Annotated in this window: 20 protein-coding genes and 1 pseudogene; 11 read left to right on the forward strand and 10 right to left on the reverse strand. The window is 73.6% G+C overall.

The genetic code is table 11. The features are described 5' to 3' along the window. Positions 1 to 60: 60 nt before the first annotated feature. From ACGF3A_RS34070 to ACGF3A_RS34080, 3 genes and pseudogenes are all read right to left on the reverse strand, one after another. Positions 61 to 1,578: a potassium/proton antiporter gene (locus ACGF3A_RS34070; protein WP_393734310.1), complete on the reverse strand. Its 1,518-nt coding sequence runs from the start codon at positions 1,576 to 1,578 to the stop codon at positions 61 to 63. Positions 1,579 to 1,618: 40 nt separating this feature from the next. Next, positions 1,619 to 1,942 (reverse strand): DUF3040 domain-containing protein, encoded by a 324-nt coding sequence (locus tag ACGF3A_RS34075; protein WP_393734311.1) that lies wholly within the window; start codon positions 1,940 to 1,942, stop codon positions 1,619 to 1,621. Positions 1,943 to 1,977: 35 nt separating this feature from the next. Then, a pseudogene (locus tag ACGF3A_RS34080) lies at positions 1,978 to 2,935 on the reverse strand (SLC13 family permease). Positions 2,936 to 3,172: 237 nt separating this feature from the next. Here ACGF3A_RS34080 and ACGF3A_RS34085 point away from each other — a divergent pair. From ACGF3A_RS34085 to ACGF3A_RS34095, 3 genes are all read left to right on the forward strand, one after another. After that, complete coding sequence (locus tag ACGF3A_RS34085; RefSeq protein WP_393734312.1) at positions 3,173 to 4,126, forward strand: HAMP domain-containing sensor histidine kinase; 954 nt, start codon at positions 3,173 to 3,175, stop codon at positions 4,124 to 4,126. Continuing rightward, positions 4,123 to 4,791: a response regulator gene (locus ACGF3A_RS34090; protein WP_393734313.1), complete on the forward strand. Its 669-nt coding sequence runs from the start codon at positions 4,123 to 4,125 to the stop codon at positions 4,789 to 4,791. The genes ACGF3A_RS34085 and ACGF3A_RS34090 overlap by 4 nt, the downstream gene beginning before the upstream one ends. Before the next feature lie 180 nt (positions 4,792 to 4,971). Beyond that, positions 4,972 to 5,469: a GtrA family protein gene (locus ACGF3A_RS34095; RefSeq protein WP_393734314.1), complete on the forward strand. Its 498-nt coding sequence runs from the start codon at positions 4,972 to 4,974 to the stop codon at positions 5,467 to 5,469. A gap of 16 nt (positions 5,470 to 5,485) precedes the next feature. Here the strand turns inward: ACGF3A_RS34095 and ACGF3A_RS34100 are convergent, their stop codons facing one another. Together ACGF3A_RS34100 and ACGF3A_RS34105 are read right to left on the reverse strand one after the other, a co-directional pair. Next, complete coding sequence (locus tag ACGF3A_RS34100; RefSeq protein ID WP_393734315.1) at positions 5,486 to 6,364, reverse strand: NAD(P)-dependent oxidoreductase; 879 nt, start codon at positions 6,362 to 6,364, stop codon at positions 5,486 to 5,488. A 48-nt stretch (positions 6,365 to 6,412) separates the two neighbouring features. Further along, positions 6,413 to 7,204 (reverse strand): alpha/beta fold hydrolase, encoded by a 792-nt coding sequence (locus ACGF3A_RS34105; protein WP_393734316.1) that lies wholly within the window; start codon positions 7,202 to 7,204, stop codon positions 6,413 to 6,415. A gap of 115 nt (positions 7,205 to 7,319) precedes the next feature. On the opposite strand from ACGF3A_RS34105, the gene ACGF3A_RS34110 reads away from it, so the two are divergent. Further along, complete coding sequence (locus ACGF3A_RS34110; RefSeq protein WP_393734317.1) at positions 7,320 to 7,829, forward strand: MarR family winged helix-turn-helix transcriptional regulator; 510 nt, start codon at positions 7,320 to 7,322, stop codon at positions 7,827 to 7,829. Here ACGF3A_RS34110 and ACGF3A_RS34115 read toward each other — a convergent pair whose 3' ends face one another. Beyond that, complete coding sequence (locus ACGF3A_RS34115) at positions 7,830 to 8,438, reverse strand: CatB-related O-acetyltransferase (RefSeq protein WP_393734662.1); 609 nt, start codon at positions 8,436 to 8,438, stop codon at positions 7,830 to 7,832. 38 nt (positions 8,439 to 8,476) lie between these two features. Then, positions 8,477 to 9,160, reverse strand: a complete 684-nt coding sequence (locus ACGF3A_RS34120) for a DUF5701 family protein (RefSeq protein ID WP_393734318.1) — start codon at positions 9,158 to 9,160, stop codon at positions 8,477 to 8,479. A 164-nt stretch (positions 9,161 to 9,324) separates the two neighbouring features. Between ACGF3A_RS34120 and ACGF3A_RS34125 the strand changes: the two genes are divergently transcribed. After that, positions 9,325 to 10,209, forward strand: coding sequence for a LysR family transcriptional regulator (locus ACGF3A_RS34125; RefSeq protein WP_393734319.1), 885 nt, complete (start codon positions 9,325 to 9,327; stop codon positions 10,207 to 10,209). Here ACGF3A_RS34125 and ACGF3A_RS34130 read toward each other — a convergent pair. Continuing rightward, positions 10,198 to 13,587, reverse strand: a complete 3,390-nt coding sequence (locus ACGF3A_RS34130; RefSeq protein ID WP_393734320.1) for a BTAD domain-containing putative transcriptional regulator — start codon at positions 13,585 to 13,587, stop codon at positions 10,198 to 10,200. The two genes, ACGF3A_RS34125 and ACGF3A_RS34130, sit on opposite strands and share 12 nt — an antisense overlap. Positions 13,588 to 13,691: 104 nt before the next feature. Here ACGF3A_RS34130 and ACGF3A_RS34135 point away from each other — a divergent pair, with 104 nt between their 5' ends. Together ACGF3A_RS34135 and ACGF3A_RS34140 are read left to right on the forward strand one after the other, a co-directional pair. Beyond that, positions 13,692 to 15,254: an FAD-dependent oxidoreductase gene (locus tag ACGF3A_RS34135; RefSeq protein ID WP_393734321.1), complete on the forward strand. Its 1,563-nt coding sequence runs from the start codon at positions 13,692 to 13,694 to the stop codon at positions 15,252 to 15,254. A gap of 48 nt (positions 15,255 to 15,302) precedes the next feature. Continuing rightward, positions 15,303 to 15,965, forward strand: a complete 663-nt coding sequence (locus ACGF3A_RS34140; protein WP_393734322.1) for an SGNH/GDSL hydrolase family protein — start codon at positions 15,303 to 15,305, stop codon at positions 15,963 to 15,965. 3 nt (positions 15,966 to 15,968) lie between these two features. Here ACGF3A_RS34140 and ACGF3A_RS34145 read toward each other — a convergent pair whose 3' ends face one another. Continuing rightward, a complete protein-coding gene (locus tag ACGF3A_RS34145; RefSeq protein WP_393734323.1) occupies positions 15,969 to 16,730 on the reverse strand; it encodes a thioesterase II family protein in 762 nt (253 codons plus the stop codon). Positions 16,731 to 16,920: 190 nt separating this feature from the next. Here ACGF3A_RS34145 and ACGF3A_RS34150 point away from each other — a divergent pair, with 190 nt between their 5' ends. The 4 genes from ACGF3A_RS34150 to ACGF3A_RS34165 all read left to right on the forward strand — a co-directional run bounded on the left by ACGF3A_RS34150 (position 16,921) and on the right by ACGF3A_RS34165 (position 21,304). Continuing rightward, positions 16,921 to 17,703: an aminotransferase class IV family protein gene (locus tag ACGF3A_RS34150; protein WP_393734324.1), complete on the forward strand. Its 783-nt coding sequence runs from the start codon at positions 16,921 to 16,923 to the stop codon at positions 17,701 to 17,703. Between the two features lie 88 nt (positions 17,704 to 17,791). Next, on the forward strand, positions 17,792 to 19,525 hold the full coding sequence (locus ACGF3A_RS34155) for a multicopper oxidase family protein (RefSeq protein WP_393734325.1): 1,734 nt from the start codon (positions 17,792 to 17,794) through the stop codon (positions 19,523 to 19,525). Positions 19,526 to 19,666: 141 nt separating this feature from the next. Further along, complete coding sequence (locus tag ACGF3A_RS34160) at positions 19,667 to 20,761, forward strand: ABC transporter substrate-binding protein (RefSeq protein ID WP_393734326.1); 1,095 nt, start codon at positions 19,667 to 19,669, stop codon at positions 20,759 to 20,761. 294 nt (positions 20,762 to 21,055) lie between these two features. Further along, the gene (locus tag ACGF3A_RS34165; protein WP_393734327.1) at positions 21,056 to 21,304 is read left to right on the forward strand and encodes a holin; all 249 of its coding nucleotides are present in this window, start codon (positions 21,056 to 21,058) and stop codon (positions 21,302 to 21,304) included. A 34-nt stretch (positions 21,305 to 21,338) separates the two neighbouring features. On the opposite strand, the gene ACGF3A_RS34170 is transcribed toward ACGF3A_RS34165, so the two are convergent. Next, positions 21,339 to 23,156 (reverse strand): SpaA isopeptide-forming pilin-related protein, encoded by a 1,818-nt coding sequence (locus ACGF3A_RS34170; RefSeq protein ID WP_393734328.1) that lies wholly within the window; start codon positions 23,154 to 23,156, stop codon positions 21,339 to 21,341. Positions 23,157 to 23,238: the final 82 nt, after the last annotated feature.

The following is a 23,238-nucleotide window of genomic DNA, read 5'->3' on the forward strand; positions in this document are numbered from 1 at the left end:
CCGCAGCCTGCGACGGACAGGCGGGGCAGCCCCTGCCCAGCAGCCTCCGCCGGACACGGCTTAGCCGGAGTGGGCAGACGGTTCAGGGGAGCCTCGTTCGCCGTGCCAGTGGGCGAGTTTGCCGCGCCGCCCGACCGCCCGCAGCCGCCGTTCGACGGTGTCCTTGAGCTCGGGGGTGGTGATGAGGAGCAGCTCGTCCCCGCCGCGCAGCACCGTGCCGGGATGCGGGACGAGCGCGGTGCCGTCGCGGACGACGAGGGTGACGGCCGTGGGGTGGGGCAGCCGGAGTTCGAAGACGGCGACGCCCGTGAGCCGGGATCCGGGCGGGACGGTGGTGGTGAGCAGGTCGGCGTCCAGGACGTCGAGCGGCGCCGTCTCGACGTGGACGTCGTGCAGGGCGTCCGGCTTGGTCAGCCGGAGGGCGCGCGCCACGGTGGGCAGGGTGGGCCCCTGGAGCAGGGTGAAGAGGACCACCAGGACGAAGACGATGTTGAGCAGGTGCCGGGCGCCGTCCACCCCGGCGACGATCGGGAACGTCGCGAGCACGATCGGTACGGCCCCGCGCAGCCCCGCCCAGGAGACGAAGGCCTGCTCGCGCCACGGCGTACGGAACGGCAGCAGGCAGGCGGCGACGGAGAGCGGCCGGGCGACCAGGAGGAGGATCAGGCCCACGCCGACGGCGGGCAGGATCGCGGGCGGCAGTTCGCTGGGGGTGACCAGCAGGCCGAGCATGACGAACAGCCCGATCTGGGCGAGCCATCCGGCGCCCTCGGCGAAGGAGCGGGTGGCGGCCCGGTGCGGCAGCTTGGCGTTGCCGAGGACGAGCCCGCACAGGTAGGCGGCGATGATGCCGCTGGCGCCCGCGGCGCCTCCGGCGGCGAAGGCGACGATGCCGAAGCCGACGGTGGCCAGCGGGTAGAGGCCGGTGGCGGGCAGCGCCGTGTGCCGCAGCGCCGCGACGCCGAGGCGTCCGGTGAGCAGGCCGAGCGCGCCGCCGACGGCCAGTTGGTAGAGCACGTTCCCGGCGATGGCGGTGGGGCTGGGCAGGTCGGTGGTGGCGGCGCTGAAGACGAGGACGAGGATGATGGTCGGGGCGTCGTTGAAGCCGGACTCCGCCTCCAGCAGCCCGGTGACCTTCTGCGGCAGCGGCAGGGCGCGCAGGACCGCGAAGACGGCGGCGGCGTCGGTGGAGGAGACGATCGCGCCGAGCAGCAGGGCCAGGTGCCAGTCCACGCCGAGCAGGTAGTGCGCGCCCGTGGCGGTGACGGCGACGGAGAGCGCCACCCCGGCGGTGGCCAGGACGCCCGCGGGGGCGAGGAGCCGGCGTACGTCCGTCCACCGCGTGCTCAGTCCGCCCTCGACGAGGATCACCGCCAGCGCCGAGGTGCCCAGGGCCTGGGCGAGCTGCGCGTTGTCGAAGTCCAGGCCGATCACGTCCTCGCCGAGGACGATGCCGACGGCGAGGAAGAGCAGCAGACTGGGCAGCCCGAGCCGGCTGGCCATCCGGGCGGCGGCGATGCTGGCGAGCAGCACGCCGCCGCCCGTCAGCAGCACCAGGTAGAGCTGCTGCAAGGTCATCTCGTTCTCTCCGTGGTGGTGGTACGGCTACGGGCGGGGTTCACGGCGCGTCCGGGGGCTCGGACCCCTCAGGCCTCTCAGGCCTCTCAGGCCCCTCGGGCGCCTCGGACTCCTCGGCGGGCGGGGGCAGCAGATGGACGGCGCAGCCGACGGCGGCCAGGCCCGCGGCGATGAGCAGCCCGTGGCCGATCGCGATGCCGATGCCGAGGCCCGTCAGGGACACGGTCAGGGCGAGCCAGGCCCGTCGCCGCCGGTCCTCGCGCGGGCGGCACGGGCGGCCGCCCGCCAGGGCCCTGGCGAAGTCGGGGTCCTCGCGCTCCAGCTGGGCGGCGATGTCCTCCAGCTTTTCGTCGAATCCGGCCATGGCTCCTCCTCCTGCGGGTCGTTCCGTGCGTTCCGTCAGGCCAGGGCGAAGTAGCGCAGCCACACGTACAGTCCGGCGACCGTCACGGTGACGGCGGTGACGAGGAGGCCGTAGCGGCTGAACTGCCAGAACGAGATGTGGTGGCCCGACCACCACAGCATCCCGGCCTCCTCCTTGCCGCCCGCCGCCGCGACGATCTCCGAGACGACGGGGCTGACGGAGGCCACGAACGGGATGTTGTCGATCACGGCCGAGGGGACGACCGAGCCGAAGACCAGCGCCATGGACGTACCGAGCAGTTCGCCCTCGGTGGCGCGCGCGGCGGCCTCGCCCAGGTCGCCGATCACGCCCGTGCGCACCAGCGCGCCGACCATGACGAACAGGCCGGTGAAGAAGGCGAGGGTCTCCCACTCCACGTCCCGTACGACCTCCGCCGGGCTCAGCCGGGAGGCGGCCAGCAGGACCAGGCCGCCGGTGATCGCCACCACCGAGGGCTCCAGGTGGAGCACGGTGTGCAGGACGAACGCGACCATCACGAGCAGGACGACCACGCCGCTGACGATCAGCAGCCGTACGTTCTTCAGCGCGTCCCGCGCGCGCAGCTCCATGACCGCCCGGGCCCGCTCGGGGTCGCCGTGGAACGCGGAACCGGAACATCACCCGGGCCAGCAGCACGAGGACGCCCAGCCGGCGGCAGGCCAGGATCGTGACCGGCGCGATCAGCAGCACCGTGGTGACGTTGTCGAGCCACGCCGAGAGGAAGCCGGTGGCCAGGATGAGCAGCACCATCAGCCGGTACGGCCGTCCCCCGGCCCGTTTCGCCGCCCAGATCGCGATGAACTCGAAGACGCCGGTCCGCTTGAGCACCGCGCCGATCAGCAGCATGGCCACCGCGCCGCCGAGCGCTGCGGCGACGCGGTGCACCTTCTCCGTGGCGATCAGGAGATAGACCGCGGCGAACACCGCGACGGCCAGCCAGGCGGTGACCCCCATGGCCCGTCTCCTCACCTCGTACGGCCCGCGTCCTCCCCCGCCGCGCCGCCCCAGGTCCGCCGGGTACTCACCCTCGCCCGTGGCCGTACGGGGCCGCCATCGGTGGCGGCACCCATTTCCCGGGGGTGAGGACATGCAGACGGACTGCGGGAACGGGGGACTGTGCCGATGGACAAGGGGCCACCTGTCCACGGAGGGTGGCGGGTACCTGGTCGAGGCTGAGGAGGACGTGGCGCGGTGTCCCTGTTCTGGCGGATCTTCCTGCTCAACGCCGCGGTGCTGTTCGCCGCCGCGGCCCTGCTGCTGCTCGGGCCCGTCACCGTCTCGACCCCGGTGCTGCTCACCGAGGCGCTCATCCTGGCCGCGGGGCTCGCCGCCATGCTCACCGCCAACGCCGCGCTGCTACGGATCGGCCTCAGCCCCCTCCAGCGGCTGACCCGCGCCATGGCGACCACCGATCTGCGGCGCCCGGGGCACCGGCTCACGGCGTCGGGGCAGGAGGAGATCGCCGAGCTGATCGCGACGTTCAACGCCATGCTCGACCGGCTGGAGGCCGAGCGGGCCGCCAGCAGCGCCCTGGCCCTCTCCGCGCAGGAGGACGAACGCCGCAGGGTCGCGCAGGAGCTGCACGACGAGGTCGGCCAGACCCTCACCGCGGTCCTCCTCGACCTCAAGCGCGCCGCCGACCGGGCCCCGGACCCGCTGCGCGAACAGCTCGGCCAGGCCCAGGAGATGACCCGGGCCAGCCTCGACGAGGTCCGGCGCATCGCCCGCAGACTGCGCCCCGGGGCCCTGGAGGAGCTGGGGCTCACCAGCGCGCTGAAGGCGCTCACGAACGAGATCACCGCGCACGGCGACCTCACCGTCCAGAGCCACTTCGACTCCCCGCTCCCGAAGCTGGACCCCTCCGTCGAGCTGGTCCTCTACCGCGTCGTCCAGGAGAGCCTGACCAACGTCGTACGGCACTCGGGGGCCTGCCGCGTGGACGTCACCCTGCGCTCCGCGCCGGACGGCGTGGACCTGCTGGTCCGGGACGACGGCCGGGGCATCGGGCGTACGGCCGAGGGCGCGGGCATCAGCGGCATGCGCGAGCGCGCCCTGCTCATCGGCGCCGCGCTCACCCTCGGGCCACAATCGGGTGGCGGCACCCGGCTGCACCTCCATGTCCCGGCACTCCGAGGGAGCACATGACCATGGCCACGTCGGACACGACGACGAGGATCCTGCTCGCGGACGACCACGCCCTCGTCCGCCGCGGCGTCCGCCTCATCCTCGAAGGCGAACCGGACCTGACGGTCGTCGCCGAGGCCGACGACGGTGCCGACGCGCTCGTGAAGGCCCGCGAACACCGCCCCGACCTGGCCGTCCTCGACATCGCCATGCCCCGCCTCACCGGCCTCCAGGCGGCCCGCGAACTCTCCCGCCTCCAGCCGGAGGTGCGCATCCTGATCCTGACGATGTACGACAACGAGCAGTACTTCTTCGAGGCGCTCAAGGCGGGCGCCTGCGGTTACGTCCTCAAGTCCGTCGCCGATCGCGACCTGCTCGAAGCGTGCCGCGCGGCCATGCGCGACGAGCCCTTCCTCTACCCCGGCGCGGTCAGCGCGCTGATACGCGACTACCTCGACAGGGCCAGGAGCGGGGACGCGCCGCAGACCAGGACGATCACCGACCGCGAGGAGGAGATCCTCAAGCTCGTCGCGGAGGGCCACACCTCGCAGGAGATCGCCGGGATGCTCGTCATCAGCGCGAAGACCGTCGAACGCCACCGCGCCAACCTGCTCCAGAAACTGGGCCTGCGCGACCGCCTCGAACTCACCCGCTACGCGATCCGCGTGGGCCTCATCGAGCCGTGAGCCGTCACGGACCGGCTCATCCGCGTCCAGTTCATGCAGTGAGGCAGGCGCTGACCTGCAAGTGCGGTGCCACTCCCCTGCCTTGATGCCATCCGTGACACATGTGACGCCACCCGCATGGCTCGCCATGGCGCCAAACATGTGCCATGATGGCGCCATCGAACAACGAGGGGGCGGACCATGGGGACAGCACAGAGACAACCGCAGGCGGCACCGGGCGCGTTCGCCGCGTTCGCCCGCTTCGTGCTCTGCGGCGGAGGCGTGGGGCTCGCCTCCAGCTTCGCGGTGGCGGCCCTCGCCTCCCGGACCCCGTGGATCCTGGCGAACGCCTTGGTGACCGTGGTCTCCACGCTCCTCGCCACCGAGCTGCACGCCCGCTTCACCTTCGGCGCGGGCGGGCGCGCGACCTGGCGCCAGCACGCGCAGTCGGCCGGGTCGGCGGCGGCAGCGTACGGGGTGACCTGCGCGGCGATGCTCGTACTGCACCAACTCGTGGCATCACCCGGCGCGCTGCTCGACCAGGCCGTCTATCTCACCGCCTCCGCGCTCGCCGGTGTCGCCCGCTTCGCGGTGCTGCGCCTCGTGGTCTTCGCGCGGAACCGCGCGCGGACCGCGCCCGCCGTCCGCACCGTCCCCGTGACCGGCGCCCCGGTCACCGCCCTCTGCCGCGCCGCCTGAGCCGACGAGGCGTCCGTCACGGACGGCCGTGCGGGGCCAGCAGTTCGAACAGGCTGGAGAAGCCCTGGCCGCCGTGGCCGTCCGCGATCCGGCGGTCCATCAGCTTCTTGACCTCCCGCATCCGTACGGCCTCCACACCGGCGGACTCCCGGTGCCCGATCATGTCGTCCATCAGCGCGGCCTGGACGTCGAGCGGGCCGAGGTCCGGCGCGTACTCGCCGCGCTTGACCGCCTGGGCCATCGAGGTCAGCAGCGCCGGATAGGCGGGGACCGACGCGGCGACGCGCGCGCCGAACTCCTCCACGTCGACCCCCTCCGCCTGGACGAGGCGGAGCGTGTGCAGATAGCCGATCAGCAGCTCGTAGGCGACCGCGACCTGGGCGAGGAACTCCACGGCGGCGAGGCCCGCGTCCTCCCCGTGGTACGTCACGGTGCCCAGCTCGCGCAGCGTCTCCTCGTGCTCGGTGAAGGCGTCGCGGGAGCCGCTGAACGGGAACATGATGTCCGGCGTGCCGACGTACGGCGGGTCGCCCATGATCTTGCCGTCGAGGTACGCGGCGCCGTGCTCCCGCGCCCAGCGCTCGTACTCCCGGGCCTGGGACGGGGAGCCGCTCGTGAGGTTCACCAGCGTGCGACCCGCGACCGCGCCCTCCAGGGCGCCGAGCACCTCCTCGACGGCGGTTCCGTCGAGCAGGCAGAGCACGACGAGGGGGCTCGCCTTCGCCGCCGCCGCGGCGGTCGGGGCCGCCACGGCACCGGCGTCGGCCAGCGGCACGCTCCTGCTGGCGGTGCGGTTCCAGACGGTGGTGGGGTGGCCCTTCGCCAGGAAGGTCCTGGCGAGCGCCGATCCCATGGCCCCGAGGCCGAGCACAGTGACCGGTGTTGCTGTCGTCATGATGATTCCGTTCGCGTCGCGGGTGCGGGGTGGGTGCGGGGGTGGGGGTCAGGCGTCGAGGAATTCGCGGGTGAGCGCGATGATCCGGGTGGGGTCGGCGAACCAGTCCATGTGACCCTCGCCCGGGAGCTCCACCAGCTCGCTGCCGGAGATCGCCTTGTGCAGCTGCCGGGAGCCCTCGACGGGGATCATGGCGTCCTCGGCGAGGCCGACCACCAGCGTGGGTGCGGTGATCGCGGGGAGCAGGGGCCTGATGTCCACCTGTCCGCAGACCTCGATCTGGCGGGCGATCCCCTCCGGCGGCCAGGCGTCGGCGAGCGAGTGGGCCAGGCCCTCGTGGCCGAACCGGTCCAGCGCGGCGGCGCTGAAGCCGGTCAGCGCGGAGAACCGCTTGAGCGACTCGCGGTCGGTCTCCAACATCCTGCGCCAGGTCTCGAAGTAGAACCGGTCGCGCGGCCCGGTCGAGTGCGCCCAGCCGCCGACCAGGATGAGCCGTCGTACGAGCTCGGGGTGGGCCGCGGCGACGGCGGCGGCGCCGACCGCGCCGAGGGAGAAGCCGAGCAGGTCCACGGGGCCGTCGGAGCCGTCGGCCCCGTCGCGTATCGCCGCGGTGATCTGCTCGGCGATCAGGTCGACGGTCAGCTCGGTGCCGTCGTCCTCGGTGAGGCCGCTCCCGCTGAAGTTGGGGCGGATGACGGTGCGGGTGTCGGTGAAGTGGTCCACGACGCCGCCGAAGACCTTCTCGGCGTCGCCTCCCGCACCGTGGACGAGGGCCAGTCCGGGCCCCTGACCGTCGAGTTCGTAGTGGACACGGGTGTTGCGGGCAGCGGTGAACGGCATGCCGCACTCCTTGGGTGAGGACCGATTAAGTGAGTGCTAAGCTAATCACCGATTGCGCGACTGTCAATTAAATGAGTGCTCATCTAACGAGTACGTGTCTAGTGCGGGAGGATCCATGTCGGACGCGGTGGCTGCGGTACTGGAGCAGTGGCGCCGGGAGTGTCCCAGCCTCGACGTCTCACCGATCGGCGTCGTCGGGCGGATCATGCGGCTGTCCCGGCTGTGGGACAAGGAGATCAAGGACTTCCTCGCCGAACACGGCCTGGAGCCTGGCGAGTTCGACATCCTCTCCACGCTCCGGCGCTCCGGGGAGCCCTACGAGCTGAGCGCGGGCACCTTCCTCAAGGCATCCCTCGTGACGACCGGGGCGATCACGCTGCGGGTCGACCGCATGGCCGCGAAGGGCATGGTCGAGCGCGTCCCCGACGCCAACGACCGCCGCTCCGTGAAGATCCGTCTCACCCCCGAGGGCCTGGAGACGATCGACCGGGTCCTCCCCCTCCATCTGGCCAACGAGGCCCGCCTGCTGGACGGCATCGACGCCGAACAGCAGGCGGGCCTCGCCGCCACGCTCGCGGCGGTGCTGGAGGGACACGGCGACACCTCGGCACGCGCGGCGGGCTGATCACGCCAGTTCGGCCGCGGCCTCCTCCAGGGCGTCCACGCTGCCCGACATGACGGCGCGCATGTGCCGGGTGAGGTGCGGAAGCGGCCAGTCCCACCAGGCGACCGCCAGGAGGCGGTCCACGTCCGCGTCGCTGTAGCGGCGGCGGATGAGCTTGGCGGGGTTGCCGCCGACGATCCCGTAGTCGGGCACGTCGTCCACGACGACGGCGCCGGAGGCGATGACCGCACCGTGCCCGATCCGTACGCCCGGCATCACCAGCGAGCGGTAGCCGAACCAGACGTCGTTCCCGACGACCGTGTCGCCCCGCCCCGGCAGGCCCGTGATCAGGTCGAAGTGCTCGGACCAGGAGCCGCCCATGATGGGGAACGGGAAGGTGGAGGGGCCGTCCATCCGGTGGTTGGCCCCGTTCATCACGAACCGGGTGCCCTCGCCCAGCGCGCAGAACTTCCCGATGACCAGCTTCTCGGGGCCGTAGTGGTAGAGCACGTTCCGGGTCTCGAACGCGGTCGGCTCGTCCGGATCGTCGTAGTACGAGAACTCCCCCACCTCGATCAGCGGCGAGGTCACCAGGGGTTTGAGCAGCACCACGCGGGGCTGTTCGGGCATGGGGTGCACGACGGTCGGATCGGCGGGGACGGGCGGTGTCACGGGGTGGTCCTCCCGGTGGTCGAGGCGAAGCCCAGCCAGGTGTGGCGGTTGCCCCACCAGCACCAGCCGACCTTGGGGGCGTTGCGCCGCTCGCGGCCGTCGCGCCCCGTGCCGTTGCTGATCCAGAGGGCCGGGGTACGGGCGTCGTAGGCGCCGTTCGGCTTGCGCAGCCGGGAGCCGATGGTCATGAAGCAGTGGTTCCACTCCAGGGCCGCGGGCTGCTGGAGCAGCCAGTGGATGCCCTCGCTGAGCAGCAGCGGGCTGCGCCCCTCGGCTCCCAGCGCCGGAAGGGCCTCCTCCGGGCTCCAGTTGGCCATGCGGTCCCCGCGGTCCACGCCCGCGACGAGGTAGAGGGGCGCCTCGGGCAGCTCGATGCCGACGGGCGCGAACTCGTCGACGTCGGGCATGTCGGTGACGACGAAGCCGGGCTTCTCCTCGTGGCGGAGCAGGGGCGCCAGCGCTGAGGCCGGGGCCCGGTCCGGGTGTACGGCGAGCAGGGCACCCCCGCCCTCGCCCCCGCCGTCGGCGCCCGTCTCCGCCGCGAAGGCGCGCAGTTCGTCGGCGGAGAGTCCGGCGGTCCGGTGCACCCCGAGCTCGATCAGGCGCTCGGCCTGGACGGCGACGGAGGGGAGCGGCGGGAGCGGCGGGATCGAGGGGGGCGGGGAACTGGCGGTGGTCACGGAACTCCTCGGTTCATGGCACGGATCGTCGGGGCCGCGCGGCGGCCCGTCCGGGCCCATTCCAGACGATGCCCCGGCCTCGATCAACGGCGGATCGGATACCGTTCCATTATCCGTGGGTGATCGTTGCGCGGCGGCGCGCGGAGGGGCGGAGGGGGAGCCTCGTGGAGTTGCGGGACATCGAGGTCTTCCTGACCTTGGCCGAGGAGCTGCACTTCGGGCGCACCGCCGAGCGGCTGCACGTCACACAGCCGCGCGTGAGCCACGTGGTCAAGAAGCTGGAGCGGCAGGTCGGCGGCGCCCTCTTCGAGCGGACCAGCAGGCGCGTCTCCCTGACCCCGCTCGGCGCGCAGCTCCGGGACGACCTCGCCGAGGTCCGGGCCGGGCTGCGCAAGACCCTGGACCGCGCCACCCGTACCGCGCGCGGCGGCTCCGAGGTGCTGCGGCTCGGCATGATCTCCTGGAACACCGGCGACCTCCGCCCGGTGCTCGGCCCCTTCGCTGACCAGCACCCCGAGTGCGAGCTGCAGATACGGTCGTTGAGCTTCGCCGACCCGTTCGGGCCGCTGCGCGCGGGGGACGTCGATGTCGCGCTGCTGTGGCTGCCCGTGCGCGAACCGGACCTGACCGTGGGCCCGACCGTCTTCACCGAGTCGATTGTGCTCGCCCTCTCGGCCGCGCATCCGCTGGCGCAGAAGGAGTCGGTCAGCTACGAGGACCTCGTCGGCGAGGTCCTGATGGACGGTGTCACCCCGGACTACTGGCGCGAGGCCATCGTGCCCTCCCGGACGCCCAGCGGCCGCTCGCTCACCGTCGGCCCGACCGTCACCAACTTCGAGCAGATGCTCCCCATCCTCGCCACCGGGGAGGCCATGTCCCCCGTGCACGCGCAGGGCGTCCGCTACGTCCAGCGCGACGACATCGCCTTCGTCCCCCTGGAGGACGCCCCCATGGCGCACTGGGCCCTCGTCTGGCGCGCGGCGGACGAGAACGACCTGGTGCGCGCACTCGCGGACACCACCCGCACGCACGGTCCCCTATCTCTCTGAACGAGGGCCCGGGAAGGCGGTCCCGCTTCCGCCGTCCCCGGACAGGCGGGCCGGGTCGGCCTCGGCCGTGGCCGAGGCCAGGTCCAGCCCCCAGCCGTGTCCGTACGCGGCGACGAAGGCGCGCTCGCCCAGCGCGGCGTGCCCTCGCCGGGTGAGGGCACGGACCTGACGGTCCGTACGGTCGTGCGCGCCGCGCAGCCGGGACGCGACGCCCAGCAGGACGGCCGCCCCGCGGTGCTGCCCGTACGCCTCCGCGAGCGCGGCCGTGTGCACCGCCACCACGGCGAGGATCGGCAGGTCCCGGGCCTCGATCGCCGCCGCGTACGCGGCTGTCAGCGCCTTCTCCGCACCGGCCGGATCGCCCGTCTCCAGGCAGAGCGCGGCCCGTGCGCTTCCGGCCAGCGTGCGCGCGTGGTCGCCGGGGAACGGGGAGTCGCCGCGCAGTCCGCGTTCGGCCCGGTCGAGCAGCTCTCGCGCCCGTACGAGGTCGCCGTGCCGGAGCCGGAAGAGGGCGTCCCACACGTCGACCAGGGACGGCATCTCCGGCGCGTCCGCGCGCAGCGCCCGTTCCCGGGCCGCCTCGATCGTCGCGGTCACCAGGCCGGTGTCGCCGCGCCGCAGGTACAGGTCGATCCAGCGCAGCTCGCCGAGGACCTCGTCGGTGAGGCTGAGCGCGCCGAACTCGCCCGCCAGCTCACGGGCTTCGCGCAGATCGTCGAGCGCGCCGTCGAGGTCGCCGTCGTACTGCCGCAGCTGGGCGCGCATCGGCAGCACGTTGGCCTGGCCCCAGCGGTCTCCCGCCTGCCGGAAGCGGAGGAGGGCGGCCGTCACGTCGGCGCGCACGGTGTCGAGGCGGCCCGCGTTCTCCGCGAACTGGACCCGGAACATGCGCGCCAGCCCCGACAGCCACACGTCCTCGCCGTCGCCGTCGCCGTCGCCCTCTGCCTCGGCCAGCCGCTCGACGGGCGCGGGGACGGTTCGCTCCCCCAGCCGGAAGGCGAGCGCGAACGGGACGAGCACGCCGTACGGACCGGGCAGTTCCGGGTACGCGCGCAGCCGCGCGGCCAGCTCGCGGAGCGCCCGCTCGCGGAGCGCCGCCGTGCCGTGGGCCGTCCGCGAGGCGGGCGTGCCAGGCCCGCTCCCGGCGCTGTTGAGCAGGTGGAGTGCGCGGGCGCAGTCGCGCACGGCGTTGGGTGCCGGATCGGCCCCCGACACAGCCAGCGCCTCGCCCAGCCAGTGGGCCGCGTCCCGGTGCCGGCCGAGGATCAGCCAGTACCAGGTCAGGTCCAGGGCGAGCGCGACAGCGCCCGGGGCGTCGCCGGTGTCGCGGCGGCGGCGCAGGGCCGCGAGCGCGTTGTCGTACTCGGCGCCGATGGCGCGGAGGGCCTCCAGCTGGCCGGGCCCGCGCAGCAGCGGGTCGTACCGGGCCATCAGCGCGGCGAAGTGACCTGCCGCCAGATCGCGGACCGCGCCCAGCTCGCCCGCTCCGGCCAGCCGCAGTTGCTCGGTGCCGTACTCGCGCAGCGTCTCCAGCATGCGGTAGCGCCCCGGTTCGGGCGCGAGCTGGAGCAGCGAGCGGTCGACCAGCGCCGCGAGCAGTTCGGGCACCTCGGCGGGCGGCACCGCCGTGCCCGCGCAGAGCGCGACGGCCGAGGCGGCGGTGACGCCGCCGGGGAGGACCGCGACGCGGGCGGCGACCGTACGCTCGTGCTCGCCCAGCGGCTCCCAGCTCCAGGCGATCACCGCGCGCAGCGTACGGTGCCGCGGCAGCGCCGTACGGCTGCCCGTGGTCAGCAGCCGGAACCGGTCGGAGAGCCCGTCGGCCAGCTCGGGCAGCGACAGCGTCCGCAGCCGGGCCGCGGCGAGTTCGAGTGCGAGCGGCATCCCGTCCAGCCCGCGGACGACGCGCAGGACGTCGGGCAGCGTCGTCCGGTCCACCGCGAAGCCGGGGCGTACGGCCGCCGCGCGCTCGGTGAACAGACGTACGGCCGCGGCCCGTCGCGCCTCCTCGACGCCGTCGTCCGCTCCGGGCAGCGCGAGCGGGCCGAGCGGCACCAGCGCCTCGCCGTCGACGGCGAGGGGTTCGCGGCTGGTGGCGAGCACGCGCAGCCCGGAGCAACGGGCCAGCAGGGCCGTGACGAGGTGGGCCACGGCGTCGATCAGGTGCTCGCAGTTGTCGACGAGCAGCAGGCTCTCCCGGCCGCCGAGCCGGTCGGCGAGCACGTCCACCTCGTCGCCCCCGTCCCACTGCCGGGCCTCGAACAGCGCGCCGCCGCGCAACCCGGTCCCGGCGAGCAACGCGGCACCCACCTTGGCGGGCTCGGTGACCGAAGCGAGGTCGATCATCCAGACCCCGTCGCGGTACGCGCCCCGCTCACCGCCCCCGCGCCGCGCGGCCTCGACAGCGAGCCGGGTCTTGCCCGCACCACCGGGCCCGACGACGGTGACCAGCCGCCCGACGGCGAACAGCGCGTCGACCCGGGCGAGATCGCCGCCCCGCCCGACAAAGCTGGTCAGCGGCACGGGCAGAGCGCCGCCGGTCGCTGGTACCTGTTCCGGCCGTCCGGGCGGGGCGCGGTGGGTGGCGGGGCCTCGTAGGAGGGTCAGGTGGCGGGTGCGGAGGGCTGCGCCTGGGTCGGTGCCCAGGTGGGCGGTCAGGGTCGCGCGCGTCCGTTCGTAGAGGGCGAGCGCCTCGGCCTCGCGGCCCTGGGCTGCGAGGGCGTCCATGAGCAGTGCCGCCGCGCGCTCGTGGAGGGGGTGCTCGGCGAGCAGGGTGTGGAGGCGGGAGGCGGCGGCTTCGGGGCGGGCCAGGGCGAGTTCGGCGGCGGCGAGGTCGGCGACGGCCTCGACCGAGGCGTGGGCCAGCCGGGTCGCGGCGGCGGGCGCCACCGCGGCGACGGCCGTGGGCTCGGCCCCCGGACGTTCGCCCCACAGGGCCACGGCCTCGCCGAGCGCGGCAGCGGCAGCGACCGGGTCACCGGCGCGCAGCCGGTCGCGTCCGGCAGCGGCGAGCCGTTCGAAGCGGAGCGCGTCCACGTCGGCGGCGTCCACCGCCAGCCGGTAGCCGCCCGCGGCCTGCGCGACGGCCCCGGGCGGCGGGCCGAGGGCCCGGCGCAGCCGCGAGACGAGGGCCTGGAGCGCGTGGGCGGGGTCGGCGGGCGGGCTCTCGGGCCAGATCGCGTCGACGATGACGTCCCGCTCGACCGCCCGGCCCCCGGCGAGCGCCAGCCGTACGAGCAGCCCCCGCAGCCGCGCGCCGGGCACGGGAACGGGCACGGGGGCGGGCGATGCGTCGCGTGACGCCTCGAAGGCGCCGAGCAGCGTGACGCGGAGCCGCGCGTCCCCCGTCACCTCGTCACCCCGCCCGTTCCCGTCCATCCCGCCATCTTCGCGCGTGTGAGCGCCGTGTGCGTCCCGTGTGAGCGGTCCGCGCCAGCCTTCGGATGCCAGCCCGATCCAGAGATGCAGAGAGAGAAGTGCTGATGCGTGACGTGGTGATAGTGGGGGCCGGTCCAGTCGGTCTGTTCCTGGCCTGCGAGCTCGGCCTCGCGGGCTGTTCGGTCTTGGTCCTCGAACGGGAGCCGGAGCCGGGGTCCCCGTGGCGCGCGGACCCGCTCGGGATGCGGGGCCTGTCCGCCGCTTCGGCCGGGGCGTTCCACCGGCGCGGGATGCTGCGCCCGCTGCTGGCGACCTCGGGTCTCCCCGACCGTTCCGACCGTCCCGGCGACGGTACGGACGAAGCCGCGCCCCCTCGGAGCGCGGGGCACTTCGCCGGGATGGTGCTCGACCCGGCGCGGGTCGACCTCGACGCACTGCCGTACCGGGTGCCCGGCCCGGCGGCGGAGGGCGTGATGACGAACCTCGCGGCGATCGAGGCGGTGCTCCACGAGCGGGCGACCGCGCTCGGCGTGGAGGTCAGGAGGGGGGTCACGGTCGCGGGCATCGCCCGGGACGAGGAGGGCGTGACCGTGCGGGCCGAGGCGGACGGGCCGGGCCGTGAGCGTACGTACGCGGCGCGCTGGCTCGTCGGCTGCGACGGCGGGCGCAGCGCCGTACGGCGGGCCGCGGGCTTCGAGTTCACCGGCACCGAGCCGCAGTTCACCGGCTACGTCGTGCTCGCCGACGTCGCCGATCCCGAGAAGCTGCGGCCCGGGTTCACGCTCACCCCGGCGGGCATGTACGTCCGGATGCCCGCGAAGGGGCACCTCGGGGTGCTGGAGGGCGACGGCGGCGCGTTCGACCGTTCGCGGCCGCTGACACGCGAGCACCTCCAGGCGGTGCTGCGCCGCGTCTCCGGTACGGACGTGACGCTGAACGACGTGCGGCACGCGTCCAGTTTCACCGACCGGGCGATGCAGGCGACGACGTACCGGCGGGGGCACGTGCTGCTCGCGGGCGACGCCGCGCACATCCACTCCCCGCTCGGCGCGCAGGGCCTCAACCTCGGCATCGGCGACGCCATGAACCTGGGCTGGAAGCTCGCCGCGACCGTGCGCGGGCACGCGCCGGACGGGCTCCTCGACACCTACGCCCGCGAACGCCACCCGGTCGGCGCGCGGGTCCTCGACTGGACGCGCGCCCAGTCGGCGGTCATGCGGCCGGGCCCGTACGCGCAGGCGCTGCAGGGGGTGCTCCGGGATCTGCTCGGGACGCGTGACGGGACGACGTACACGTACGGGACGGTCTCCGGCGCGTCCCTCCGCCACGACCTCGGCGACGACCTCGGCGACGCGCACCCGCTGGTCGGCCGCGAGGCGCCGGACCTCCGCCTCGCGGACGGCACCCGCCTCGGCGAGCTGGCACGGGACGGGCGGGGCCTCGCGCTCGATCTCACCCCGGACCGGTCGCTGCGCGGCGCGGCGAGGCGCTGGGAGCGCCGGATCCGGTACGTGGCCGGTCCCGCGACCGACACGCTCGGGGCGGACGCCGTCCTCGTCCGCCCCGACGGCGTGGTCGCCTGGGCCGGTGGACGCGCCCCGGACGGCGAGGCGTTCGCGCGGGCCGCGACCCGCTGGTTCGGGCTTCGACCCGGGACGACCCGCTGAGAACCACCCCGTTCGACGACCGACCGATCTCAAGAAGAAGGAGCACGCATGACCCTCACCCTCCGCCCGGGAAGCACCGTGATGTTCACCGGCGATTCGATCACCGACTGCCAGCGGCTGGAGAGCGAGCGGGGGCTCGGCTTCGGCTACCCGCTGCACATCGCGGGCGAGTGGGGCCTGCGCCACCCGGACCGGGCCGTGACCTGGCTCAACTCCGGGATCGGGGGCGACAAGGTGCGGGACCTCGAAGCCCGTTGGCGGACGGACGTGCTCGACGCGCGCCCGGACGTCGTCTCGGTCCTCGTCGGCATCAACGACGTCGGCTGGCACACGTACGCGCCGGACGGCCATGTGATCCCCGTCGAGGAGTTCACCGCCGGGTACGACCGGCTGCTCGCGCCGCTCGCGGCGACGGGCGCCGAGCTGATCCTCATCGAGCCGTTCCTGCTGCCGGTCCGCGGCCCGATCGAGGTCGGTGACTCGTTCCTCGGCCCGGAGGTCATGGAGGAGTGGCGCGCCGACCTGGACCCGAAGATCCAGGCCGTACGCGGACTCGCCCGTACGTACGGCGCGCGGCTGCTCGCCGCCGACGGGCTCTTCGCCGGTCTCGCCGCGACGACCGGCCCGGAGCACTGGTCCGAGGACGGCGTCCACCCGACCCCGGCGGGCCACGCCGCCCTCGCGAGGGAGTGGCTGCGCCTGGTCGGATGAGCGTCAGGCGGTGCGGGAAGTCGCCGTGAGCGCCCGGGTGATCGCGTCGACGACGCGGGGTGCCTGGGCGTTCAGATAGAAGTGCCCGCCGGGGTACGTCTGGAGCTCGAAGCGCTCCTCGGTGTGGTCGCCCCAGGAGCGGACCTCGTCGACGCTCGCCCTCGGGTCGCTGTCTCCCACCATGGCGTAGACGGGGCAGCTCAGCGGGGGCCCCGGCCGGTAGCGGTACGTCTCCGCGGCGCGGTAGTCGCTGCGGATGGCGGGGAGCACCGCGCGGAGCAGTTCCTCGTCGTCCAGCATCTGGGACTCCGTGCCGCCGAGCTCCTTGACCGCCTGCACGAGCCCCGCGTCGTCGCGCAGGTGCGTCGTCTCCTCGCGGTGCCGGGAGGGCGCGCGGCGGCCGGAGGGGAACAGGGCCTGGAGGGTGATGCCGCGCTGTTCGAGCCGGAGCGCCACCTCGAAGGCGAGGGTGGCCCCCATGCTGTGCCCGAAGACCGCCAACGGCCGGTCGGCCCAGGGCAGCAGCCGCTCCGTCACCGCGTCGGCGAGGTCCGCGATGCTCTCCACGCAGGGCTCGGCCAGGCGGTCCTGGCGACCCGGGTACTGCACCGCCAGGACGTCGACCTGCGGGGCGAGCGCCCTGGACACCGGGAAGTAGAAACTCGCCGAACCGCCCGCGTGCGGCAGGCAGACCAGCCTCGTCGCGGCCTCCGGCGCGGGATGGAACCGCCGGATCCACCGATCCTCATCGGCGCGCGCGTTCACGTATACGTCCCCCTCGACTCCCGTACGTGCAGAACCTCGCACGACCTTGCTCGACCCCCGCCCCATCGGCAACCCCCATTTTTCCAGCAGGGGACACAGCAGGGGACAGCGCGCGTACGTTCGCGGTCCGGGGACTGAAGGCGCGCCCTCTTTGTGAGTTTTCCGCCCGTCGGCTGACATGCTGGGCCGCATGGCGACTCTCGACGGCAAGCTCATGTCAGCGGACGATCTGCTTCCCCTGGCGTTGACCAACGTCGGCCACTTCACTTCCATGCGCGTCGATGCCGACGGCGGCATCCGCGGCCTGACGCTGCACATGGAGCGCCTCGTGCGTGACTGCGAGGTCGTGTGGGGCGCCGGTCTGGACACCGACCGGGTGCGTGAACACGTCAGGCACGCCCTGGAGGGCCGGACCGAGCCGTGCGTCGTCCGCGTCACGGTCTACGACCCGAAGGCCGAGGCGGGTCACCCGGCAGGAACCGGCGAGCCGCACGCGATGGTGTCCGTACGAGACGCGGGCGCGATGCCTCCGGCGCCGCTGCGCGCCATGAGCGTGCCGTACGAACGCGACCTGCCCGCGGTGAAGCATGTCGGCCTCTTCGGTCCCCTGCGTGCTCGGCGTGCGGCGCAGCTCGCGGGTTTCGGCGACGCGCTGTTCGTCGGCCGCGACGGCCTCGTGTCGGAGGGCGGCACCTGGAACGTCGGATTCGTCGATCAGGACGGCGACGTCGTGTGGCCGCGGGCCGACGTGCTGCCCGGCATCACCATGGCACTGCTCCAGCGGCACGCCGCGCACCGGGTCACCACCGTCACCCTGGATCAGGCCAAGGGCATGGCGGCGGCCTTCGCCACGAACACCAGCATCGGCGTCCGCCCCCTGTCGGGGATCGATGACGCGGAGTTCGCCACCGAGCACCCGGTCCTGGCCCGGCTGCAGGAGACCTACCTGTCGGTCCCCGGCGAGACCCCGTAACCGGCGCGGTCATGGGTACCACCCCCATGTCGTCACAATGGGTAGTGTTCCATTACCTTCTGTAGTCAACATGGGCAAGGAGCGCCTGATGCGACCGAACCTGTCGCGCCGGACCTTCGTAGGAGCCGGCCTGGCGACGCTGGCGGCGGCCACGAGCGAAACGGCGAGTGCCGCCCCCGGCCCCAGGGGAGGTGCCCCGTCGCCGGAGCTCAAGCCGTTCGTGGACGAGCTGCCGATCCCCGAGGTGCTCGAAGGCGACCGGACTGTGACGATCGGAGAGTCGAGGCACCGTTTCCACCGCGAGCTGGACGTGGCGCCCACCTGGTCGTACGGAGGCGCCGAGGTCCTGGGGCCGACCCTCCAGGTGCACGCCGGTGAACCGGTCAGCCTGACGTTCGACAACAGGCTCGGCACCCACCTGTTCGACAAGTACGTCGACGTGGCGCTGGACGGGACGACCGAAGAGGACCGGACCAGGCCGCGCGCCAATGTCCATGTGCACGGCGCGCTGACCCCGCCGCAGTTCGACGGGCACCCGGGGGACACCTTCCGCCCCGGCGAGTCCAAGACGTACAGGTTCGCCCACCACATCGAAGCCGCCGGTCTCTGGTACCACGACCACTCCATGGGCATCACCCGGCTGAACGTGGCGGCGGGGCTGGCGGCCTCGTACTGGCTGCGCGACACCTTCGACACCGGGTCGGCCACCAACCCCCTGGGGCTGCCGAGCGGAGAGTTCGAGATCCCGCTGGTGATCGCCGACCGGCGCTTCCACGAGGACGGGTCGGTGAACTACCGGTGCCAGCGGCAGCTTCGCGACGGCCAGTGGGAGGGGGTGATGATCGGGGACACCACGACCGTCAACGGCAAGGTCACGCCCCATCTGCGGGTGGCGCGGGGGCTCTATCGCTTCCGGCTCCTGAACGGCTCCAACTTCCGCACCTACCGCCTGTTCTTCAGCGACAGGACGCCCTTCTGGGTGATCGGCAACGACGGTGGCCTGCTGGACGCGCCCGTGCGCACGTCGGCGGTCAGGATGATGCCGGCCGAGCGCTACGACATCCTGGTGGACTTCTCCGGCCTGAACCCGGGCGAGAGCGTCGAGCTGTCCAACGACGAGTATCCGTCCGACACGATCCAGCGCTTGACCGGGGCGACGGTGCTGCCGCGGGTCATGCGGTTCACCGCGGGGAGCACCGCGCGCCGCCCCGGCGGGGTGCCCGGGCGGCTCCGTGGCGGGCGGCGGCAGCCCCCGTTGCTCGCGCCGGTCCGCACGCCACGGCGCAGGCGCGTCGTGACCCTGAACATGGACGACCGGCCGAACGTGCCGAAGCACGCGATGCAGACCGGGATGACGCTGAACAACCTCTGCTTCCACGACGAACCGATCGAGATGCCCCGCCAAGGCACGACCGAGGTCTGGGAGTTCGTCAACACCTCCGTCGACGAACACCCCATCCACCTGCACCTGGTGGACATGCGCATCATCAACCGTCAGGCACTCGACGTGGATGCCTACGTACGTGCCAACCCGATGCCCGCACGCGGCACCCGCTGGGCGCCCGTGCCCGACCCGTTCCTGAGCGCCCGCCCGCAGCGCCCCGCGGCGTGGGAGAGCGGGCCCAAGGACACCGTCCGGTGCCCCGTCGACACCGTGACGCGCGTGATGATCCGCTGGCCCACCGCCGAGGAACTCGGCTTCGACCCCGACGCGGCCTTCACCGGCGCCATGGGCCATGAGCTGCGGGGCTACGTCTGGCACTGCCACCTCATCGACCACGAGGACGAATGCATGATGGCCCGCTTCCGGACGATCGCGTAGGCGTACCCGGGGGGGGGACCGAGCCGAAGCCCCCCGGAGGAGCACCGGTTCGGCGCCCCTCGGTTACGCTCGGCCTCGCCGACGCTCACTCCGCGGCCCGGGGAGGCCCGGCCCGGACCGCCCCTGAGGAGACGCCCGCAGATGAACGCGCCACCGCCGTCCGGAGAAGCCGTCCGGATCGGCGTTCTCGCTCCGCTCACCCCGCCCGGCTGGACCGAGGCGGGGCAGCATCTGCTCGCCGGGCTCGAACTGGCCGCCGGTGACGTCAACGACGGTGGCGGGATCGGCGGACGGCCGCTCGAACTGGTCGTGCGCGACACCGCCGCCGACCCGGCGAAGGCCGCGGCGGCCGTGGACGAGCTGGCGGGGCTGGGCGTGGCCGCCCTCGCCGGTGAGTACCACAGCGTCGTCGCGCGGACGGCCGCGACGCGGGCCGACGCGCTCGGGCTGCCGTTCCTCTGCTCGTCGGCGGTGCTCGACGCGCTCACCGACGAGCCGACGGAACGGGTCGCGCGCCTCGCCCCACCGCAGTCCCAAGGGTGGCGGCTCTACGCCGACTTCCTCCTCGGCGCGGGGCACCGCCGGGTCGCCGTCGTGGCCGCGCCCAGCGTCTACTGGGCGTCCGGGACCCGCGTCCTGCGGGACGCCCTCGCGCCGCACGGCGGCACAGTCCTCGCGCTCGACGCGAGCGCGCTCACCCCCGCCGCGGTCTGCGACGAACTCGCCGCGCACGGCGCGACGGCCCTCCTCCTGCTGGTCGGCCACCCGGAGCCCGCGGTCCCGCTCGTACGGTCCGTCCGGGGCGACGCGCGCCTCGCCGGGGTGCTGCTGGGCGCCCCGGCCGGGCAGCCGGAGTTCGCCTCCTGGGCGGAGCTGCTGGGCGACGACGGCGCCGGGGTCCCCTTCCTGCGCTATCTGCCCGCACGCCTCGGGCCGCTCGGCGCGCGCGTGGAGACGGCGCTGCGCGAACGGCTGCGCGCGGCACCCTCGTTCGTCGCCTTCGAGGGCTACGACACGGTGCTGGTCCTCGCCGAAGTGCTGCGCTCCCACGGCACGGAGGACCGGGCGCGGGTCGCCGAAGCCTGGCGGCACGTCGAGGTCGAGGGCACCCGGGGGCGGATCCGGTTCTCCCGTACGCCGGGCATCGGCGTACGGCAGTGGGCCGAAGCACCGGTCCAGGTCGTCGACCGGGACCCGTCGGCGCCCGGCAGCTTCCGGGTCCTGCACGCGCGCTGAGCGCACTCCCCCACCGAGGGGCCGCGGTCAACCGGGGGCGGTGCGTCCGCGGCCCCTCGCCCCTGGGGGTGCGCCCAACGTAGGGCCGAACCGGCGGCCCCACGCCGGAAATCGCTCCGGCGGACCCTTCAAGATCGCGCACTGCAGGATGTTGCAGGGGGAGCAGAAGGGACGGATGGGGCTCAAGCTGCGGAAACAGCGCCTCCTCCGCAAGGCCGGTCTCGACAGGCCGCACCGCCTGGAGTACGTCAAAGACACCAGGGCGGCACGCTCCCGACCGGCAGGAGGCCCCTCATGGACGTCAAACGCTCAGCCCCCGTGGAGAAGAAGGTCACCGCCTCCTCCGTCGCCGCGTTCCTCGCCAGCGTCGGACTGCTCGCCGTGCTCACCGCGATCCAGGACAACAACGGCCTGGTGAGCGGCCTGCCCGACGCGCTCGAACCCCTGATCCTCGCGCTCGTGCCGACCGCCATCACCTTCGTCAGCGGCTGGATGGCCAAGCACACCCCGCGCCCGGACATCGACGCCGACGCCTCCGCCTGACGCGTCCGCGTGACGCGTCAGGCGGCGGGGTCCGTCACTTGCAGCCCTTCCCCTTCCCCTTGCCGCAGGTGTCGCGGGGGTTGGCGATCCGCTTCGTGAGGTGCTCGTCCTTCGTGATCGTGAAGGGGCCGGTGACCGGGTTCCGGGGAAGCCGGTAGCCGTCGGGGACGGCGGTCTCCAGCAGGTAGTACGTGCCGCGCGCGAGCCCGGCGAAGACGCAGAGCCCCTTGGTGTCGGTGGCGCAGCCGCTGCCGGACTTCGTGTCGGGGGCGGGCCCCCGGGTCTGGAGCCCGGCGACGCCGTTGGTCTCGCGCCAGAGCTGGAAGACCGCGCCGGTCAGCGGACGACCGTTCCGGGCATCGACCTTGTGCACGGTGACGGTGCCGCCCGGCCCGCGCACCGGCAGGGTGAGGTCGTCCTTCTCCGGGCCGACCTCCTTGCCGTCGTGCGTGGCGGTGGCGGTGGCGACGTTGGTCACGTGCCCCCGCGCCGCGTCCTCGGCGGTGACGGTGCCCGTCCCCGTACAGGTCATCCGGGCCCCGACCGCCAGCCTCGTCTCCGGGCACGAGACCGGGCCCAGCCGGTCGTCGGTGACGCGCACGTCCTCCAGCTCCGTGTTTCCCGTGTTGGTGACCGTGTAGGAGTACGGGACGGAGTCGCCCTCCTTCAGCGGTACGGGAAGGTCGTCGGGCACGGACTTGGTGAGGCTGAGCGAGGGGGCCGGCCGGCCGATGACGATGTTGCGGATGAGGTGGACGTTGGACCAGACGCCCGTGGATCCGGCGAAGCCGAACTTGTAGCTGCTCGGCACCGGCCCCGGCGCGGGCGTGCGGAGGACCTGCTGCGCGCCCTTGCCGTCGTGGAAGTCGATCCACACCGTCAGAACCGGGTCGGGCGCGGGCGTGATCTCGACCGTCACCGTCCGCTTGGAGGGTTCCAGGTCGCGCTCGGCCTGGACGGGGTCGGAGGAGACCTCGGTGGCCGGCCCGTGGAGCTGGCCGGGCAGGCTCGACTCCCAGCCGGTGGTGTCGGAGTGGTTGCCGGTGTAGGTGGCGTCGAGGAAGCAGTATCCGTCGAGCCCGTCGCCGGGGCCGCGCACGGTGACCATGTTGGGACCCGTGCTGGAGATCGTGGGGAACGCGGTTCCGGCCGGGGACGGCTTCCCCGCGGGACAGCCGCCGCTGCCCCGTCCCTCGCCGTCGTTGAAGTGGTTGCCGAGCACGTCGAGGCCGATGCCGACGTACCCCTTGTCGACGCCGGGCACGACCCCCTCGGTGGGGTCGTTCTTCTGCGCGTAGCCCAGGCTGCCGCCGAAGGCGCCGGGGGTGTCGAGCGTGGCGGCGCCGTCGACGAGGAAGAACGAGATGCCGTCGGCGGGCCGCTTCTCCCCGTTGAAGACGGCCGTGGGCCCGTACTGCCACTGCTCGAAGCTGACGACCAGTCCGTCCTCGGCGGGGATGGGCCTGTTGTAGAGGGCTGCGCCGCTCTGGTCGGTCCTGGCGTCGGTGAGCTGCAGGAAGCCGTGCCCGTCCGCGCCGGGCGGCGGCACCGGGCCACCGGGCTGGGAGGGCGCCGGGCAGCCGCCCAGGACGTGCGTGCCGGAGAGGGGCGCGGTGCTGGAGGCCGGGGCGCCCGTCAGGCAGGCCGAGCCGTAGCCGAGGAACTCCGGGGCCGTGGCGCCCTTGAAGTCCTCCTCCAGGTAGGACGGAGGCGGGGCCTGAGCCGGGGCCTGGGCGGCGGCCGACAGCGGGGCGAGGAGCCCCGACAGCAGCGCGAGTCCGCCCAGGAGTCCGAGGGCGGTGCGGGCCGGACGCCGCGGCGGCGCGCGGAAGAGGGTCGCTCGGGCGGGCATGGCGCGCGCTCCTTCGAGGGGTGGGCGCGACGGTCGGCGCCCGGGGCGGTCCTCGTACCTGCGTATCGTCGGCCGCCCCGCA

It is taken from the genome of Streptomyces sp. NPDC048172, assembly GCF_043202595.1.
Lineage (GTDB): Bacteria > Actinomycetota > Actinomycetes > Streptomycetales > Streptomycetaceae > Streptomyces.

Bases quoted from the DNA above. Each gene is read 5' to 3' on its own strand.
- ACGF3A_RS34110 (WP_393734317.1), top strand. From the start codon at position 7,320: ATGTCGGACGCGGTGGCTGCGGTACTGGAGCAGTGGCGCCGGGAGTGT.
- ACGF3A_RS34135 (WP_393734321.1), top strand. From the start codon at position 13,692: ATGCGTGACGTGGTGATAGTGGGGGCCGGTCCAGTCGGTCTGTTCCTG.
- ACGF3A_RS34140 (WP_393734322.1), top strand. From the start codon at position 15,303: ATGACCCTCACCCTCCGCCCGGGAAGCACCGTGATGTTCACCGGCGAT.
- ACGF3A_RS34165 (WP_393734327.1), top strand. From the start codon at position 21,056: ATGGACGTCAAACGCTCAGCCCCCGTGGAGAAGAAGGTCACCGCCTCC.
- ACGF3A_RS34170 (WP_393734328.1), bottom strand. From the start codon at position 23,156: ATGCCCGCCCGAGCGACCCTCTTCCGCGCGCCGCCGCGGCGTCCGGCC.
- ACGF3A_RS34155 (WP_393734325.1), top strand. From the start codon at position 17,792: ATGCGACCGAACCTGTCGCGCCGGACCTTCGTAGGAGCCGGCCTGGCG.
- ACGF3A_RS34075 (WP_393734311.1), bottom strand. From the start codon at position 1,942: ATGGCCGGATTCGACGAAAAGCTGGAGGACATCGCCGCCCAGCTGGAG.
- ACGF3A_RS34105 (WP_393734316.1), bottom strand. From the start codon at position 7,204: ATGCCGTTCACCGCTGCCCGCAACACCCGTGTCCACTACGAACTCGAC.
- ACGF3A_RS34150 (WP_393734324.1), top strand. From the start codon at position 16,921: ATGGCGACTCTCGACGGCAAGCTCATGTCAGCGGACGATCTGCTTCCC.
- ACGF3A_RS34115 (WP_393734662.1), bottom strand. From the start codon at position 8,438: ATGCCCGAACAGCCCCGCGTGGTGCTGCTCAAACCCCTGGTGACCTCG.
- ACGF3A_RS34095 (WP_393734314.1), top strand. From the start codon at position 4,972: ATGGGGACAGCACAGAGACAACCGCAGGCGGCACCGGGCGCGTTCGCC.
- ACGF3A_RS34100 (WP_393734315.1), bottom strand. From the start codon at position 6,364: ATGACGACAGCAACACCGGTCACTGTGCTCGGCCTCGGGGCCATGGGA.
- ACGF3A_RS34070 (WP_393734310.1), bottom strand. From the start codon at position 1,578: ATGACCTTGCAGCAGCTCTACCTGGTGCTGCTGACGGGCGGCGGCGTG.
- ACGF3A_RS34160 (WP_393734326.1), top strand. From the start codon at position 19,667: ATGAACGCGCCACCGCCGTCCGGAGAAGCCGTCCGGATCGGCGTTCTC.
- ACGF3A_RS34130 (WP_393734320.1), bottom strand. From the start codon at position 13,587: ATGGACGGGAACGGGCGGGGTGACGAGGTGACGGGGGACGCGCGGCTC.
- ACGF3A_RS34090 (WP_393734313.1), top strand. From the start codon at position 4,123: ATGACCATGGCCACGTCGGACACGACGACGAGGATCCTGCTCGCGGAC.